This is a genomic window from Streptomyces sp. NPDC048331, from assembly GCF_043201215.1.
Lineage (GTDB): Bacteria > Actinomycetota > Actinomycetes > Streptomycetales > Streptomycetaceae > Streptomyces.
In genome coordinates, this window is the sequence record NZ_JBICYT010000042.1 from 1 (window position 1) to 16347 (window position 16347).

Annotated in this window: 13 protein-coding genes and 1 pseudogene; 7 read left to right on the forward strand and 7 right to left on the reverse strand. The window is 71.6% G+C overall.

Annotated elements, in window-relative coordinates; genetic code table 11:
* The first annotated feature begins 319 nt into the window (after nucleotides 1-319).
* Nucleotides 320-526, forward strand: coding sequence for a DUF4287 domain-containing protein (locus tag ACGFYY_RS35725; RefSeq protein ID WP_393715945.1), 207 nt, complete (start codon nucleotides 320-322; stop codon nucleotides 524-526).
* A 27-nt stretch (nucleotides 527-553) separates the two neighbouring features.
* Here ACGFYY_RS35725 and ACGFYY_RS35730 read toward each other — a convergent pair whose 3' ends face one another.
* Nucleotides 554-1807, reverse strand: a complete 1254-nt coding sequence (locus ACGFYY_RS35730) for an acetyl-CoA acetyltransferase (protein ID WP_393715947.1) — start codon at nucleotides 1805-1807, stop codon at nucleotides 554-556.
* Between the two features lie 203 nt (nucleotides 1808-2010).
* On the opposite strand from ACGFYY_RS35730, the gene ACGFYY_RS35735 reads away from it, so the two are divergent.
* Nucleotides 2011-3330, forward strand: coding sequence for an acyl-CoA dehydrogenase family protein (locus ACGFYY_RS35735; protein ID WP_393715949.1), 1320 nt, complete (start codon nucleotides 2011-2013; stop codon nucleotides 3328-3330).
* Nucleotides 3330-3803 (forward strand): nitroreductase family deazaflavin-dependent oxidoreductase, encoded by a 474-nt coding sequence (locus tag ACGFYY_RS35740; RefSeq protein WP_393715951.1) that lies wholly within the window; start codon nucleotides 3330-3332, stop codon nucleotides 3801-3803. The genes ACGFYY_RS35735 and ACGFYY_RS35740 overlap by 1 nt, the downstream gene beginning before the upstream one ends.
* A 98-nt stretch (nucleotides 3804-3901) precedes the next feature.
* Here the strand turns inward: ACGFYY_RS35740 and ACGFYY_RS35745 are convergent, their stop codons facing one another.
* Entirely contained in the window at nucleotides 3902-4549 is a 648-nt protein-coding gene (locus ACGFYY_RS35745; protein ID WP_030013555.1) for a TetR family transcriptional regulator, read from the reverse strand.
* A gap of 320 nt (nucleotides 4550-4869) precedes the next feature.
* Here ACGFYY_RS35745 and ACGFYY_RS35750 point away from each other — a divergent pair, with 320 nt between their 5' ends.
* The 3 genes from ACGFYY_RS35750 to ACGFYY_RS35760 all read left to right on the forward strand — a co-directional run bounded on the left by ACGFYY_RS35750 (nucleotide 4870) and on the right by ACGFYY_RS35760 (nucleotide 8930).
* On the forward strand, nucleotides 4870-5664 hold the full coding sequence (locus tag ACGFYY_RS35750) for a VOC family protein (RefSeq protein ID WP_365273076.1): 795 nt from the start codon (nucleotides 4870-4872) through the stop codon (nucleotides 5662-5664).
* Nucleotides 5665-5964: 300 nt separating this feature from the next.
* Entirely contained in the window at nucleotides 5965-8364 is a 2400-nt protein-coding gene (locus tag ACGFYY_RS35755; RefSeq protein ID WP_365273073.1) for a serine/threonine-protein kinase, read from the forward strand.
* Between the two features lie 68 nt (nucleotides 8365-8432).
* Nucleotides 8433-8930: a peptidylprolyl isomerase gene (locus tag ACGFYY_RS35760; protein ID WP_327735954.1), complete on the forward strand. Its 498-nt coding sequence runs from the start codon at nucleotides 8433-8435 to the stop codon at nucleotides 8928-8930.
* Nucleotides 8931-9038: 108 nt separating this feature from the next.
* Here the strand turns inward: ACGFYY_RS35760 and ACGFYY_RS35765 are convergent, their stop codons facing one another.
* The 3 genes and pseudogenes from ACGFYY_RS35765 to ACGFYY_RS35775 all read right to left on the reverse strand — a co-directional run.
* On the reverse strand, nucleotides 9039-9410 hold the full coding sequence (locus tag ACGFYY_RS35765; RefSeq protein ID WP_393715955.1) for a DUF6193 family natural product biosynthesis protein: 372 nt from the start codon (nucleotides 9408-9410) through the stop codon (nucleotides 9039-9041).
* An 83-nt stretch (nucleotides 9411-9493) separates the two neighbouring features.
* Nucleotides 9494-9865, reverse strand: coding sequence for a DUF6193 family natural product biosynthesis protein (locus tag ACGFYY_RS35770; RefSeq protein WP_393715957.1), 372 nt, complete (start codon nucleotides 9863-9865; stop codon nucleotides 9494-9496).
* Nucleotides 9866-9874: 9 nt separating this feature from the next.
* A pseudogene (locus ACGFYY_RS35775) lies at nucleotides 9875-14283 on the reverse strand (RHS repeat-associated core domain-containing protein); the annotation flags it as partial.
* A 209-nt stretch (nucleotides 14284-14492) separates the two neighbouring features.
* Here ACGFYY_RS35775 and ACGFYY_RS35780 point away from each other — a divergent pair.
* Nucleotides 14493-15092 carry a hypothetical protein gene (locus ACGFYY_RS35780; protein WP_365273061.1) on the forward strand — a complete coding sequence of 200 codons (600 nt, stop codon included), beginning with the start codon at nucleotides 14493-14495 and terminating at the stop codon, nucleotides 15090-15092.
* 22 nt (nucleotides 15093-15114) lie between these two features.
* Here ACGFYY_RS35780 and ACGFYY_RS35785 read toward each other — a convergent pair whose 3' ends face one another.
* Together ACGFYY_RS35785 and ACGFYY_RS35790 are read right to left on the reverse strand one after the other, a co-directional pair.
* Nucleotides 15115-15891: an enoyl-CoA hydratase/isomerase family protein gene (locus ACGFYY_RS35785; RefSeq protein ID WP_393715960.1), complete on the reverse strand. Its 777-nt coding sequence runs from the start codon at nucleotides 15889-15891 to the stop codon at nucleotides 15115-15117.
* Entirely contained in the window at nucleotides 15888-16343 is a 456-nt protein-coding gene (locus ACGFYY_RS35790) for an OB-fold domain-containing protein (RefSeq protein WP_365273055.1), read from the reverse strand. Before ACGFYY_RS35790 ends, ACGFYY_RS35785 begins: the two co-directional genes overlap by 4 nt.
* Between the last annotated feature and the right edge of the window lie 4 nt (nucleotides 16344-16347).

The window sequence follows — 16347 nt, forward strand, 5'->3', positions numbered from 1 at the left end:
GCGCAGCGACATCGCGAAGCGACGCGACCGCAGGGAGCGCCCTTGAGGGACCGGCCCGACCCGGAGGGACGATGGGACTGACGGGAAACCCCCATGCCCCTCCCTGATGCCGCCCGGCCGGCTCCCGCTCGCCGACGCTCCCGTTCCCCCTTGCGGGACCCCGGTCGATCGGTTTCCGCCCCCCGAAGCCTCCGTCGAAGAAATCCTTCGTTCCACCGATGAGTTCTCACTGCTGCCGAGGTCATACCTACGCAACGCCACGCAGCGGCACCACACCACACCACACCGCACCGCACCGCACCCACGGAGGAGACGCAACATGGCCGAGACAGCCAAGGGACCCGCCAGCTACTTCCCCTCGATCGAGAAGAAGTACGGACGCCCCGTCGGGGAGTGGCAGGACCTCATTCGGTCCTCGCCGCTGACCAAGCACATGGAGCTGGTCTCGTGGCTCAAGACCGAGCACGGCATGGGGCACGGTCACGCCAACGCCCTCGTCGCGCACACCCTCGCCGAGGGCAAGTGACGGCTCCCGCCCCCGGGCGGGGGCCGGTCACCCCCGCCCCAGCAGGACCGTTCCCGACGAGCAGAACCAACCGCCCGTGCCCGAGGCCAGGGCGACCTCCGGGAGGCGGCCGCCGGGTTTGGTGACCTGGCCGGCCCCCGCCTCGCCGCGGAGTTGGCGGACCGCCTCGACCAGGAGGAACAGGCCGCGCATGCCGGGGTGGCAGGCCGAGAGGCCGCCGCCGTCGGTGTTGACCGGGAGTTCCCCGTCGCGCAGCAGGCGGCCCTTCTCCACGAACGCCCCACCCTCGCCCTTCGCGCAGAAGCCGAGGTCCTCCAAGGTCACCAGGGTCATATAGGTGAAGGCGTCGTAGATCTCCGCGAGGTCCACGTCGGCCGGGGTGAGGCCGGCCCGCTCGAAGGCGATGCGCCCCGAGACGGCGGCCGGGGACACGGTGAAGTCCTCCCACTCCGACATGGTGGTGTGGGAGACGGACGTGCCCGCCCCCAGGACCCAGACGGGGGCTTTCGCGGTGTCCGGTACGTAGTCCTCCGCCGCCAGGAGCACCGCGCAGCCGCCGTCCGAGCGGATGCAGCAGTGCAGCTTGGTGAAGGGGTCGGCGATCATGTCGCCGCCGAGCACGTCCTCGACCGTGATCGGGTCGCGGAACATGGCGTCCGGGTTCGTGGCCGCGTTCGCGCGGGCCTGTACGGCCACGGAGGCGAGCTGTTCCAGCGTCGTCCCGTACTCGTGCATGTGGCGGCGGGCGGCCATGGCGTACTTGGAGATGAGGGTGTGGCCGTACGGGACCTCGAACTGCAGCGGCCCGCGTGCTCCGAAGGACAGGTTGGACGTGCGGCGCCGTGCCTTGATGTCGGCGCGGGCCGTGGAGCCGTAGACCAGGAGTACGGCGTTGGCGTGCCCGGCGGCGATCGCGTCCGCCGCGTGGGCGGCCATGACCTCCCAGGTGGAGCCGCCGACCGAGGTGGAGTCGACCCAGGTGGGGCGCAGGCCCAGGTACTCGGCCACCTCGACGGGGGCGAGCGTGCCGAGGCCGGCCGAGGCGAAGCCGTCGATGACGGAGCGGTCCAGGCCGGAGTCGGCCAGGGCGCGGCGGGCGGCCTGCGCGTGCAGGGCGTAAGGGGTGGGGCCGTCGACCCGGCCGCAGTCCGAGAGGGCGACGCCGACGACCGCGACCTTCCGGCGTCCGCGGGCGCGGGCGTGGGTCGTGGGGGCGGTGACCGTTCCGGTCGTGGGTCCGGTGGCCGTTCCGGTCGTGGGTCCGGCCGCCGCTCCGGTCATGGGTCCGGAGAGGGGGTCGGACAGAGGGCCGGATGTCGGTCCGGATGTGGGTCCAGATGTGGGTCCAGGCATGAGGGGACGGTATATCTGACGATGCGTCAGACGCTAGCCCCCGCCGCGCAACCCGCCCTTGCCGCCCCCTGTGCATCTGGCGCCCCCGGCTCTAACATGACGGCCCGTCAGATACGGGGAGGAGCCCGACGATGGATGCCGCCTTCACCGCGGAGCAGGACGAGATACGCCGTACCCTGCGCGAGATCCTGGGCAAACGCTGCGGTCCCGACGAGGTCAAGGCCGCCGTTCGGACCGCCGCCGGACACGACCGCGAGCTCTGGCGGCAGCTCGCCCGGCAGCTCGGGCTGCCCGGCATCGCCATCGCCGAGGAGTACGGCGGTGTCGGCTGCGCGCCCGCCGACCTGGCGCTGGCCTGCGAGGAGACGGGGCGTGCGCTGCTGCCCTCGCCGCTGCTGGCCACCGCCGCACTGTGCGCGCCCCTGATCGCCACCCTCGGTACCGACGCCCAGCGCTCCGCGCTGCTCCCGCCGCTGGCGACGGGAGGGCTGACCGCCGCCCTCGCCGTCAGCGGCCCGGCGCTCGCCACCGCCCTCGCGCTGACCGGCGAGGACGCCTCCGGGCAGTGGTCCGGCGGTGGTCGGGCGGGCGGCGTCCAGGCCCGGGCCGTCACCGCCGAGGCGGCCGACGCGTCCGGCGGCGGCTGGCGGCTGTACGGGGAGGCCGCCCAGGTGCTCGACGGGCACAGTGCCGGGCTGCTGCTCGTCGCCGCGCACACCGGCGGGTTCGCGCGCAGCCGCACGCTGCTGTTCCTCGTACGGGAGGACGCGCCGGGGCTCGTACGGTCGCGGCAGGCCGTCCTGGACGAGACCCGCCCGCAGGCCCGGGTCGAACTACGGGACGTACCGGCGGAGTTGCTCGGCGAGGAGGGGGCGGACGTGCTCGGCGCGCTCGCCGCCACCGGGCGTACCGTCGCCGCCGTGCTGGCCGCCGAGGCGGTCGGCGCGGCCGATCAGGCGCTGGCCCGCACGGTGGAGTACGTACGTCAGCGCGAGCAGTTCGGCCGGGCGATCGGCTCCTTCCAGGCGGTCAAGCACCGCCTCGCCGACCTGTACGTGCGGGTGCAGGCGGCCCGCTCGGCGGCCTACTACGCCGCCTGGGATCCGGACCAGGGCGGCCTCGCGCTCGCGCAGGCCCTGGAGACCCTGCGGGTGACCGCGGGCGAGGCGATCCAGCTGCACGGCGGCATCGGCTTCACCTGGGAGCACGACGCGCACCTCTACTTCAAGCGGGCGGCTGCCGACGAGCTGCTGTTCGGCCCGGTGCACCGGCTGCGGGCGCACGCCGCCGACCGCGCGGGCCTGTTCGCGGATCCGGCGGCGGCTCCGATCGGGGCCCCGGCGGCGGACGCCGACCCGCCCCCGCCCGCTCCTACGCCCACGTCCCCGCCGGTGTCGCCGCCCGCGTCCCCGCGCACGCCCCCGCCCGCACAAGAGAAGGTGGCCGTCTGATGGCTCCCGGCGTCAAGCTGATGCAGAAGGTCTCCTCGACCATGCTGTTCGCCAAGATCGCACCGCACTTCATCCCCGCCATGGACAAGGCGGTGCACAAGCTGACCCGCGGCAAGGTCATCCTCAGCGCCCAGATGCTGCCGGGCGTGATCCTCACCGCCAAGGGTGCCAAGACCGGTGAGCCGCGCACGACCCCACTCGCCTGCATGCCGGAGGACGGCGGGACGACGTGGATCCTGATCGGCTCCAACTTCGGCCGGCCCGGGCACCCGGCATGGACCGGAAATCTGCTCAAGAACCCGGACGCGGACGTGAGTTGGCAAGGTCAGGACATCCCCGTCCGGGCCCGGCTGCTGGCGGGTGAGGAACGCGCGGAGGCGTGGCAGGCGGTGCTGAGGTTCTGGCCGCCGTATGCGACGTACCAGGCGCGCATCGAGCGCGAGATCCGGTTGTTCCGCCTGGAGCGTCGCTGATCGCAGGCGATCGGGCGTGGTGCGTGGGGTGTGGGGCGTCGGACGTGCGGGGATCGTGCGTGATCGGCGGGCCCCTGGAGGGCGTCCGGGGGCCGCCGCTACTTCGTGGGCTTCTTGCCCGTGATGCCGAGGTGGACGAGCAGCGCCAGGTTCGGCTTGAGCTCGGCCTGCTTGACGCCCCAGGTTTGGAAGCCCTTCTGGTGCGAGGCGACGGCGGCCAGCATCGCGACCAGTGAACCGGCCATCGCCGCGGGGCTGATGTCCTTGTCGACCTTGCCCTTGGCCTGGAGCTCCTTCATCGATTCCGTGAGGGAGTTGGTGACCGAGTTCAGGATCTTCATGCGGATCTTGTAGAAACGCTTGTCGCCCTCGGCCGCGCCGAGGTCGACGACCCGCAGGATCGCGTCGTTGCGGCGCCAGAACTCCAGGAAACCCTCGACGAGTTCCTCGGCTGCGGCCCACCCTGACTTGCCGACCCAGGTCCGGCCCTCGACGAGGGACGTCAACTGCGCGCCCTCGGTGGCCATTTGTTCGGCGATCTCCAGGACGGCGCCCTCGACGTCCGGGAAGTACTGGTAGAAGGTCGCGGGGGAGGTACCGGCCTTGCGGGCGACGTCGATCACTTTGACGTCGCGGTACGGCGAGGAGCTGAGCATCTCGCTGAGGCAGTCGAGCAGCTTCTGCCGCGTCGCCTGGCCGCGCCGGCCGGCGACACGCCCGTCGACGGTGCGTACTTGTCCTGTCATGCCGTCAGCTTACCGAGGGGTGATCGGCGCGCTATTCGGCCGCCTGCAAATGGGGTTACGGGGTCCCTGGCCTGGGCGGAAGGCGGTCCCCGGGTGGCCGCGGGGGCGTATTTCGGACGCACCTCGGGCCGCGCGAGCCTCTCGCCGGCCCTGTCGAGCCCCCGGGCGTGGCGCCGGGCGTGACCCACGGCGGGGGGCCCGGTTCCGCAGGGTTTCCCCCGAATAGTCTTATCAACAGGCTGTGGACAAGTTTTCGGGCGGATCATGTCTGAGAGGGTTGGGAGGGTACACACCCCCGCACAACGGAAGGAAACGGGCCCATGGCCGCATTCGCCGAAGGCGCACCTTGCTGGGTGGACGCCTCGCTTCCGGACGTCGAGGCGGGCAAGCGCTTCTACGGTGAGCTCTTCGGGTGGACCTTCTCCGAAGGCGCGGGTGCCGAGTACGGCCACTACACCCAGGCCTACAGCCGCGGCCGCAACGTCGCCGCCCTCGCCCCCAAGCCCGACGGCCGCATGCCCACCGTCTGGGGGATCTACCTCTACACCACCGACGCCTACGCCTGCGCCCAGCGCATCCGCGCCGCCGGCGGCCAGATGGTGATGGACCCGATGCCCGTCGGCCCCTACGGCACCGCGGCGATGGCCGCCGACCCCGGCGGCGCCGTCTTCGGCCTGTGGCAGCCCGGCACCCACCACGGCTTCGACGCCCAGCAGGAGCCGTACACGTACTGCTGGAGCGAGGTCTACACGCGGGCCCGGGACGCCGTCGACGCCTTCTACGCCAAGGTCTTCGGCTACGTACCGCAGGACCAGGACGACGCCGGCGTCGAGTACCGCATCTGGTCCCCGCCGGGGACCGCGCCCGGCACGGACACCGCCGTCCTCGGCCGCAGTCTGATCACCGAGGCCTTCCCCGCGGTCATGCCCGCGCACTTCCTCGCCTACTTCGCCGTACCGGACTGCGACCGGTCGGTCGCCCTCGTGCAGCGGCTCGGCGGCCGCGTCACCGCCGACCCCTTCGACACCCCCTACGGGCGGATCGCGGTCGTCGCCGACAATCAGGGGGCGGTCTTCGGGCTGCTCTCGGAACCCGGCACGACGCCGGACGCGTGACGGGACTCGTGCGGAACGGAACTCCTGCGTGTCGGGATTCCCCGCGTGACGGGACTCGGCGGGCCGGAACCCCTGCCGACAGGGCCGCGCGGCCCGGATCGCCCCGGTTCCGGACGGCTCGCCGAGCAGATCACACCGCCCTGCTCGACGTGCCGGGGCCGGACCGGGTCCGGGCCTGACAGAATCGGGGTTGCTCGACCCGGGCGGCGCCCGGAGTGAGACGCTGCACGGGCAGGGCCCCGTGCCGGTGGAAGCGGGCCCGCTGAGTGGCCCGTACGGGGATGGGTGTGGAGGCGAACGGTGGAGCAGCTGACGCAGCACGACCCGAGACGGATCGGCCCCTTCGAGGTGCTGGGACGGCTCGGCGCCGGCGGCATGGGGCTGGTCTATCTCGCGCGGTCCGCGTCCGGACGGCGGGTCGCGATCAAGACGGTGCGCACCGAGCTCGCCGAGGACCAGCTCTTCCGTGTCCGCTTCACGCGTGAGGTGGAGGCGGCCCGCGCCGTGTCGGGCTTCTACACCGCGGCCGTGGTCGACGCCGACCCGCGCGCCGCCGTGCCGTGGCTGGCGACCGCGTACGTCCCGGCGCCCTCCCTGGAGGAGATCGTCAACGAGTGCGGGCCGATGCCCGCCCAGGCCGTACGGTGGCTCGCCGCCGGCATCGCCGAGGCCCTGCAGTCCATCCACGGCGCCGGCCTGGTCCACCGCGACCTGAAGCCGTCCAACGTGCTCGTCGTCGAGGACGGCCCGCGCGTGATCGACTTCGGTATCGCGAGCGGTGTCTCGAACACCCGCCTGACCATGACGAACGTCGCCGTCGGCACGCCCGCGTACATGTCGCCCGAGCAGGCCAAGGACTCGCGCAGCGTCAAGGGCGCCAGCGATGTCTTCTCCCTCGGCTCCACCCTCGTCTTCGCCGCCACCGGGCACCCGCCGTACCACGGGGCGAACCCGGTGGAGACGGTCTTCATGCTGCTGCGGGAGGGGCCCAACCTGGAGGGGCTGCCCGCCGAGCTGCGGCCGCTGATCGACTCCTGCATGCAGATGGACGCCACGCTCCGGCCCACCCCGGCCGACCTGCAGGCGCAGCTGGCCCCGCACCTGTTCGACGGCGGTGACGACAGCGGCACCGCCTCCGCGTGGCTGCCCGCGCGGGCCGTCGCGATGATCGAGGCGCGGCGCGCGGGGCACCGTACGCCGCCCACGCCCGTCCCGGCGGTGCCGGCGCCCGGACCGGGCTCCGGGGGTCGCGGGTCGGCCTCCGAGGCCGTTACGCACCGTCGGCCGCGCGGGGCCGACTCGTGGGTGGACCCGCGTACCGGCCAGGCCGTCCCGCAGCGCCCGCACCACCCGCCGATGTCCCCGGTGCCCTCGGGGGAGCCGGTGCGCCTGGGTGGTTCGCCGGTGCCGATCGGGCCCGGCCCGCGCGCGAGCGTCGCGGCCCCGGCCGCGCACGCCTCGTCCGCGGCCGCGGACTCGGCGACCGGCTGGATCCGCCCGCCCGGCGGATCGGTGGCCACCCCCTCGGCGGTGCAGCCCGTACCGAGCCCCGGCCCGTCCCCGGACAGCGGCCGCTGGCGGCCGTGGCGCTTCCGCATGTCCAACGAGGTCTGGGGCACCCCGACCGTCGCCGGGAACCTGCTCTACGTGACCTCGTTCGAGGTCCACGCGCTGGACGTGGCGAGCGGCCGCCGCCAGTTCAAGACCCGCGACGTCGCCTGGTCCATGGCGGTCACCGACGGCCGGATCCACGCCTCCGACGGCCCCTCCCTCTTCGCGCTCGACGCCGGCGACGGCTCCGAGCGGTGGCGGCTGTCCACCGACGCCTGGGTGTACGCGCTGCGCGCCGAGCGCGGCACGGTCGTCACCGCCACCCGTGGCGGTGGCGTACAGGGCCGGGAGGCCTCCAACGGGCACAAGCTGTGGGAGCTGACCGGGGCGCAGAGCGACTTCGAGACCCCGGAGGCGGCCCCGGTCCTGCACGACGGCACGGTGTACGTGTGGCAGGACGCCCGGCTGCGCGCCCTGGACGCCCGTACCGGCCGCGAGTCCTGGTCCTACCCGATCGGCGACGCGGCCTCCTGCGGGAACGTACCCGTCCGGGTCACTCCGGCCCCGGACGGCAACGTCTACGTCGCGGCCGGCACCCGGGTCATCTCGGTGGACCGGGCCTCGGGCCGGGTCCGCTGGCACTTCGAGGCTCCCGCGGTCTTCCTGGCGCCCCCGGCGTTCGCGCCGGGCGCGGCCGTGACGGGCGGCGGGGTCTACCTCGTCGACTACCTGGGCACGGTCTACGCCCTCGACGCGGCCACCGGCCAGGACCGCTGGCGGATCGCGACGGAGGGACGCCAGTCCGCGGACCCGGTGGTGGTCGCGAACGGCAACGTCCACCTGGGCGCGGGCAGCGCGCTGTACACGCTCGACGCGGTGACGGGTACCCCGAAGTGGCGGTTCGCGGCGGGCGGCGAGATCACCGGTCTGCCGGCGGTCGCGGACGGCCGGGTGCATTTCGGTTCGGCCGACCACTGCCTGTACACCCTGGACGCGGCGGGCGGCCAGCTGCGCTGGAAGCTGGCCACGGGCGGCGAGATCACGGGCGCCCCGGTGGCGGACGCGGGCGTGGTCTACGCATGCAGCAAGGACCGCTGCGTGTACGCCCTGGACGCGGCGAAGGGTACGGGCACCCGTACGAGCGGTTGACCTGCCCGGAGGCGGGGCTGCGGCCCCGCCGGGTAGCGCACCGCACCGGGAGTGACAGGATGGACCCCATGAGCAACGTCTACTTCGACATCAACATCAACGGCGCCCCGGCCGGCCGCATCGTCTTCAACCTCTTCGACGATGTCGTCCCCGAGACCGCGCGCAACTTCCGTGAGCTGTGCACCGGCCAGAACGGCTTCGGCTACGCCGGCTCCGGCTTCCACCGCATCATCCCCCAGTTCATGCTCCAGGGTGGTGACTTCACCAACCACAACGGCACCGGCGGCAAGTCCATCTACGGCGAGAAGTTCGCCGACGAGAACTTCAAGCTGAAGCACGACCGCCCGTACCTGCTGTCGATGGCGAACGCGGGCCGCAACACCAACGGCTCGCAGTTCTTCATCACCACGGTCGTCACCTCGTGGCTCGACGGCAAGCACGTCGTCTTCGGCGAGGTCGTCTCGGGCCAGGAGCTCGTCGACCAGATCGAGGCCCTGGGCTCCCAGTCCGGCGCCCCCAAGGGCAAGGTCGAGATCGCGGCCTCCGGCGTCGTCGACGCCGCCTGATCCCACCAGCCAGCCAGCCCGGCCGGTCGGCCCCGCCCCCTCCGGGGGGCCGGGGCCGCCGCCATGTCCGGGGGCGGTCAGGCGCCCGTGCCGCGCGGCACGGCGACCTCACAGGTCGTTCGCGGTGCCGTCGATCGCCGGGCCGCAACCCTCGGGGAGGTGCGCCGCGATCAAGCGGTAGGCCTCCTCCGCCGTCTCTGTCACGCCGAGCAGGGTGCTGTCGGACTGCCTTCGTGCGCGGTAGCCGCCGGCGGCCCGCGGGAAGGCGGTACCGATGTCCCGGCTCCACGGGTACCGGATGCAACGGCTGAGGTAGAGCACACCGTGGCTGACCGCGGGGAACAGCTCCCGCAGCGCCGGATGGCTGTACGCGGCACGAGGCACGGCGGGTTCGACGCGTTCAGGACCGTAGGCGAGGATCGTCCGCCATCCGGCGGCAACGATCTCCGCCGCGGCGGGGGAGGACTCATCGTTCGTCATGCGGTGACGTCACTTCTTCGCCGCCTGATTCCCACCCGCCGGTCGGGCCGGTCGGCCCCCGCCCCCTCCGGGGGCCGGGGCCGTCACAGGTCGCGAGCTGTGCCGTCAACGGCGGGCCCGCAGTTGTCGGGCAGGCCGGCGGCCAGCAGGGCGAATGCCTCCTCGAGAGTGGCGACCTCGCCGAGCGTGCCTTGGCCGACCGGGCCACGCACCCAGAACCGTCCGTCCTCCATGGGGTGCACCTGGCCACCGACGTGGGCAGCGGGAAGGCCGGTGCAGCGGCTGAAGAAGACGATGCCGTGGCTGACCCTCGGATACAGCTCCCGAAGCCGCGGCTGGGCGTGTGCGGCGCGGACCATGGCCGGGTCGACCAATTCCGCGCCTTCTTCGAGAAGGTACTGCCACTCGGCGGCCACGATGTCCGCGGCGCTCTGGTCCGGTGCGTCGTCCGTCATGGTGTGGTGCTACCTCCTGTGAGGCTGTTTCGGGAGTTGGATTTCAGGAATGTCCGGCTTGGGGACATCGATCTTCTCGTTGTTCGAGTACCAGTCGATGTCCTCCCACCTCCGTCCGTCGCGCAGCTCTTCTGGCACTCCGTCCATGGCGTCTATCTCGTACTTGCGCACGTTCAGGGCGACGACGCTCATCTCCCACGCCGTTCCGCCTGAGCCGGCCGGAGGGTAGTTGTCCCGGTGCAAGGTGTTGAACTGGGATCCGTGCTCCACCGCAGCCTGGAAGGCCTCCACAATGGTGGCAGGCGTGTTCCAGTTGCCTATTTCACCGGCTCGGTTCGGCATACCGTCCAGGGTGATCGACAGCCTCGTGTCCCTGCCTTCTCCCACAGCAGCCTGGACGTTCGTCATCCACTCGGGCGGAGTACCACCTGAATACGCGTCGCCGTTGTACGTGTGGGCTCCCGGATCACGGGCTCGTCCAGGATCGTGAGCGGGGTCGTTCGGATCATTACGAAGATATCGCGCCAACTCGTTCGATGCGGTCGCAGGCCTCTGGTTCGGGCCGAGCACCACGCTGTGCCTGTGCTCGCCGCCGCGGTGCGGGCAACCGTCGAGGCCCAGCGGATCGATCCACGTCGTCGGGTTGCCGACGTACGCGAAGGTGTTGGGTGCCGGGGTCAGACCGAGGGGATCCGGGGAGACGTACCGGCCGGAAGCCGGGTCGTAGTGGCGGTGCCGGTTGTAGTGGAGCTCGGACTCCGGGTCGAAGTACTGGCCGGGGAAGCGGAGCGGAGTGTAGGCCGTCGCGTCCCGGTTCCAGGTGGTGATGCCCCAGAGCGTGGCGCGCGTGTGCCAGGCCACCTCGCCCTGCTCGTCGACGAGCTCGCGAGGTGTTCCGATCAGATCCGTGGCGATGGCGAAGAAGCGGCTGTCGATTTCCTCCTGGTCGAGCAGGCGGCGTTCCACCTGGGTGACCGGCTTCACGCCATCGTGGTCCCACGTCAATGCGACGGTCTCCCGGGAGCCGTGGGTGTGGGTCACCTGCTCGATGAGGGTGTCGCCGTCCCAGGTGAACGTCACTTCCTCGGCTACCGACGACCGATCCGACGCCAGGCGCTGCTTTGCGATGCGGCGGCCCAGCGCGTCGTACAGGTACCGCCAGCGGGTGCCGTCCGGGGTGGTGACCGAGACGAGGCGGTCCTCCGCGTCCCAGCCGTAGCGCCAGGTGTCCGGCTTGCGCGAGAGGCGACGCTTCTGCCTCAGGACCACCCGCCCCTGTGCGTCGTGTTCGTAGCGGACCGAGCCCGCCCCGGTGAGGCGGGTGCCCTCGTATGTGCGGGGCCCCGCGGCGCTGTCGTCCGCAGGCCATGAGGCCTCGGTCTGGTTGCCGGACTCGTCGTAGGCGTACCGCTCGCTCCAGTTCGCGGCGGTCACACCCGTGACCCGTCCCTCGCGGGTCAGATCGAACCGGCGTCGGCCGACGAGGTGGTCGTCGACCGTGGTCAGGTGGCCGTCCGGGCGATAGCCGTAGACGCGGTGCTGGACAGTCCGGCCATCGGCGACGTGGACCTGCTGGTCGGTCAGGCGCCCCTGTTCGTCGCACGCGTGGGCGATGGTCAGCGTTTCGCCGATGCGGCGAACGGTTTCGCGGCCCGCCTCGTCGAACTCGAAGGTGACCTGGCGGCCCGAGGCGTTGAGTAGGGCGCTGCGATCTCCGGGGAAGGCCCAGGAGCTGACTGCTCCGGTCGGAGTGCTGCGGCGGATGCGTCGGCCGGCCTCGTCATGAGTGTGGGTGAGCTCGCGACCGTTGCACAACTCGCGCAGGACCCTCCCCGCATGGTCCCGCACGTACAGCAGCTCCGCGTCGGGGCCGACAGTCCGCTCCAGGCGGCCGGAAGCGTCGTAGATGAAGCGGGTGAGCATGCCTTCGGAGTCCTTGACCACCACCCGTCCATCGGAGTCACGCTCGTACCGGACCGTCTGGCCGATGCCGTTGGTGCGGCTGGTCAGCCGACCGATCGCGTCGTGGGTACAGCGCATGACACGGCCGTCGAAGTCCGTCTCGGACGTGAGGCGCCCGGCTGCGTCACGCGTGTAGGTCCAGGACAGGCCAGCAGGATCGGTGACCTGCGTGAGACGCAGTTCCGTGTCGTACGCGAAGGAGTGGCGAGCTCCCTCCGGTGTGATGCGGGCTGTGACCAGGTCGAAGTGGGTGTACTCGAAGCGGGACTCGCCTCCCACCGCGTCCACGTGGGTGAGGCAGTTCCCCTCACCGTCGTACGTCCAGGACTGGGTGGATCCGTCCGGGTCGGTACGCCGGGCCAGTCTGCCCTCGGCCGTCCACTCCAACTGCGTGGCGCGCAGGTGCGGATCGGAGATCCGGGTCGGGCGGCCGAAGGCGTCCCGCTCGTAGCGGGTGACCGTGCCCAGCGGACCTCGGATGGCCAGCGGTAGGCCGGCGGCATCGCAGACCAGGCGGTCCAACGCGCTGCCGGAATCGTCCACGCCGGTCAGGTGGCCCGACGCATTGTGGGTGAGCCGGGTCGTCGTGCCGTTCGGGCGGGTGAAGAGGGTTGGATTCCCGCGGTCGTCGTACTCCTGGTGCGACGTCGAGCCGTCAGGGCCGGTGACGGAGGTCAGCTGGTGCTGGTCGTTGTACTCGACCGTGGCCGTGCTGCCGTCCGCGTGGACGATGCGCACGAGGTCGCCACGCCCGTCGTAGGTGTAGGTCGTGGTCCGGCCGAGCGGGTCGGTCTGGGCGAGCAGGCGGTCGTACGGGTCCCAGAGCCGACGGACCGTGTGGCCGAGCGGGTCGGTCTCGGCGATGACCTGGAGGTGGTCGTTGAACTGGAAGACGGTGGCTGCGCCTGTGGAGTCGGTGTAGCGGGTGGTCCCGGAAGCGCTGTCGTACTCGAAGGTGGAGGAGAGGAAGCCGTCGGGGCCTATGGTGCGTACAACCCGGCCGGCAGCGTCGTAGACATAGCGGAAGGTGGAGTCGTTGCGGTCGGTCCACGACGTGATGCGGGCGTGCTCGTCGTAGGCCAGACGCTGAGCCAGTCCGGAGGAGTTGGCGACGGCGTGAGGTTGCCGGACTCGTCGTAGCCGTACGCCATGACGGTGACGGGCCCGTTCGCGGTGCTCACGGCCAGTGCGGTGACCCGCTGGTCGTCCGTGGTGAGCCGGACGGTGTAGCCGCCGCTGTGCGAGACGGTGGTGGGGGCTCCATCGGTGGCGCGGGCGAAGGCGATGACGTTGTCATTGCGGTCTTCGATCCTGGTCAGCCAATACGCCGTGGAGGCGCTGTACGGGCTGCCGGTGAAGGTCTTCGTGAGCCCGGACCGAGTGTCGGTGACCGTGTAGGTCGTCACGTCGTCGTATTGACCGCCGTGGGTGAGGGCGAGCCGCGGGCCCTCGAGCGGCAGGACCGGGTCGCCGCCTGCCTGTGGGAACCGGGGGTAGACGAGAAGGGAGCCGTCTTCACGGGCCCAGATCAGGCCGCCGCCGAGCGGGTCGCTCTCCAGGCGCTCGTCAAGGGTGGAGGCCCAGCTGCGGCCGAACCACTGGCCGTAGCGGTACTCGGACAGGTGCGTGCGCTTGAGGACCAGCGGGAGGGTGCCGGGCAGCGCGAGATCCGTCTGCGGCAGCGTCATCTCGCCGGTGACGACATCGATCGGGTCGTTCTCGCACCGCTTCTTCTCGAGCGAAATGCCGTTGCGGCGGGGCTCGTCCTTGGCCTTGTCCAAGGAATCGGGCTTCGTGCGGCTGCTCGCGTCCTTGCCGCCGGCGCCGCGACCGTTGCTTCCGCCGTTGTTGTGGGCACCGTCCTTCTTCAGACGGTTGAAGTCGTCGTGGAGGGCTTGGTCGTTCTTCTTGTGGTCGGTGGATATCTGCTTGACTGCTGTGGGGAGGCTGGTTCCCACGTGGTCGCCCATGGCCTTGGTGGCTTTGGTGAGGGCTGCCAAGGCCTTGTCCGCGACGGGGTCGATGGCCTGGGCTATGGAGTCGCGGCCTCTGGTGCGGCCGTGGTGGGACTTGGCCTTGGACAGTTTCGAGCTGGTCTTGCCGTGGATGCCCGTGCTGACGGCATTGAGGTGAGTGCCGGCGCGGTCGTGCTCGCTGTGCTCGATGTGCAGGTCGGTCAGGCCGGTGCCTCCCCCGCCGGAGCCGCTGCCTGCGGAGGCGAGGTGGAGGGCTTCCTTGCCGGACTGGACGCCGTCGTTGAATCCGCCCTTGCCCGCGTTCTTGGTCTGGTCGAGGTCGACGCCGTCCTGGAAGCCGAGGGCCATCGATCCGAGCTGGACGACGAGGTCTGCGGCCATCCCTTCCAGGGCTGCGACGGCGGGTTCGGTCATCGCGGAGACGATGTAGCCGACCGCCTCCTCGACGCACTCCTTGATGGGTCGCTTCACGACTTGCTTTCGTGTTCATTTGCTCGGGCGATCGGCAGTGGTTTTGCCGAGGTGCTGTCCGGCTACCCGCGGTTGATTGCCGGGCCGGGTCGGTGACCCGACCTGATCGCCAGGTCGACCCCTGTGATCCCGGCGGGAATGATCCTTATGTTTTTCTTACGTGGCGGGTCCCGGCTGGTAGCGTGGCCCGCCGTTGTCCACGGGGAGGGGTTCGGGCCATGGTGGCTGGACGTCGTATCAGGTTCACCGCGGTGCTGGTGGGCGTCGTGCTCGCGCTGACCGGGTTCTCGTCGCACGGCGGGAGCAGCGGCAGCGGAAGCAGCGGCAAGAGCAAGAGCAAGTCCAGCAGTGGTGGCGGGTGCTCCAGCTCCAAGAGCCGGAAGAAGAGCCACGGCAGCGGCAGCGACAACACCACGCCCACCGCTTCGTCCTCCGCGAGCGCGAGCGGCGACCCGGCCACGGCCGTCGTGGTCACCTGCGTCGGCGGCACCTCGCCGGTCACCACGGTCCGCTTCACCTCGAACGTGGACAGCAGGGGGACCTTCGTCGTGAACCTGTACCGGGAGGGCGCGAGCGGAACCGTCATCGAGTCGACCGAGGTCAAGGCGACCCTGGGGGCCCGTGAGACCCGTACGGTCGAGGTGGCGCTCCAGGATCCCTCCCGCGCGGCCGAGGTCACCACGTGCCGGCTCGACCGGCCCCGGCGGACGTCCGACACCTCGACGCCGAGCGCGGAGGCGACCACCTCGGGTGGCTCCCGGCCCACGCCCCGGTCCACCACGAAGAAGCCCGGCCCGAAGTCCACGCGCAAGCCTTGAGGCCCCGGGCCGGCGCCGCGCGTCAGCGCAGCCTGAAATCCGTGCCCGGCCGGCGGGAGCCGAACAGCTCCGCCTGCCGCTCCGGGGCCAGGTTCCCCAGCGCGATCCACGCCGGGGCCTGGGCGAGGGCCTGCTGGAGCGCGGCCTGCTTCGCCGACCACAGGGCCCGTACGGTGCCCTGCACGGCCTGGGTCGGGAAGCCGGCCAGCGTCTCGGCCGCCCGGAGGGCCGCCGGCAGCAGCTCCTCGGGCGCGGTCAGCTCCGAGACCAGTCCGATCTCGTGGGCTCGGCGTGCGGAGAGCCGTTCGGCCGTGCCCATCAGGGACATCCGGGCCGCCTCCCCGAAGGGCATGCGCTGCGCCATGTACACGGCCTCGTAGGCGCTGACCATCCCGTAGGTGGTGTGCGGGTCGAAGAAGGTGGCGGTCTCGGAGGCGATCAGGAACTCGGCCTCGCCCAGCAGGTAGAAGGCCCCGCCGCAGGCCATGCCGTTGACGGCGGCGACGACCGGCTTCCACAGGTCGCCCGCCTTGGGGCCGATGGCGATCAGCGGGTCGTCGGCCGAGTAGGGGGAGGCGGGCTGCGGCACGTCGACGCCGCGGTCGACGCCGGTGCAGAAGGCGGCCGCTCCGGCGCCGGTCAGCACCACCGACCGTACCTCCTCGGCGAACCGGAACTCCCGCCACACCTCGCCCAGTTCGGCGGCCGTGTCCAGGTCGATGGCGTTGTGCCGGTGGACCCGGTCCAGGGTGACGACGGCGACCCCGGTCGCCTTGTCGCGTTCCACCCGCACGGTCATGACTTCTCCAGGACCCAGCGGGGCACGGCCATGCCGCCCGTCTCGGTGAAGACCACGTGCACCCGGGCGCCGATCCGCAGCCGGGCCGGGTCCACCGAGTCGAGCGGGGCGTCGGCCGAGGTGACCAGGTTCCCGGCGAGCCGGATGTGCGGGGCGTCGGCGAGCTCCACGAGGATCACGTTGTACGGGGCCTGCGCGGCGTACGCGGGCAGCAGCGGCGGGTGCGGCCGTACGTAGGACCAGATGCGGCCGCGGCCGCTCATGCGGCGCCACTCGCTGTCGAAGGACCGGCAGTGCGGGCAGCAGGGGCGGGGCGGGAAGCGCAGCCGGCCGCAGGCGGCGCAGGCCTGGACGCGGAGTTCGCCCTGGGCGGCGTACTCCCAGAAGGGGGCGCCGTCCTCGTCGGGGACCGGCAGGAGCAGTTCCTCGGCGGCGCCGGATGTGGTGGTCATCGGG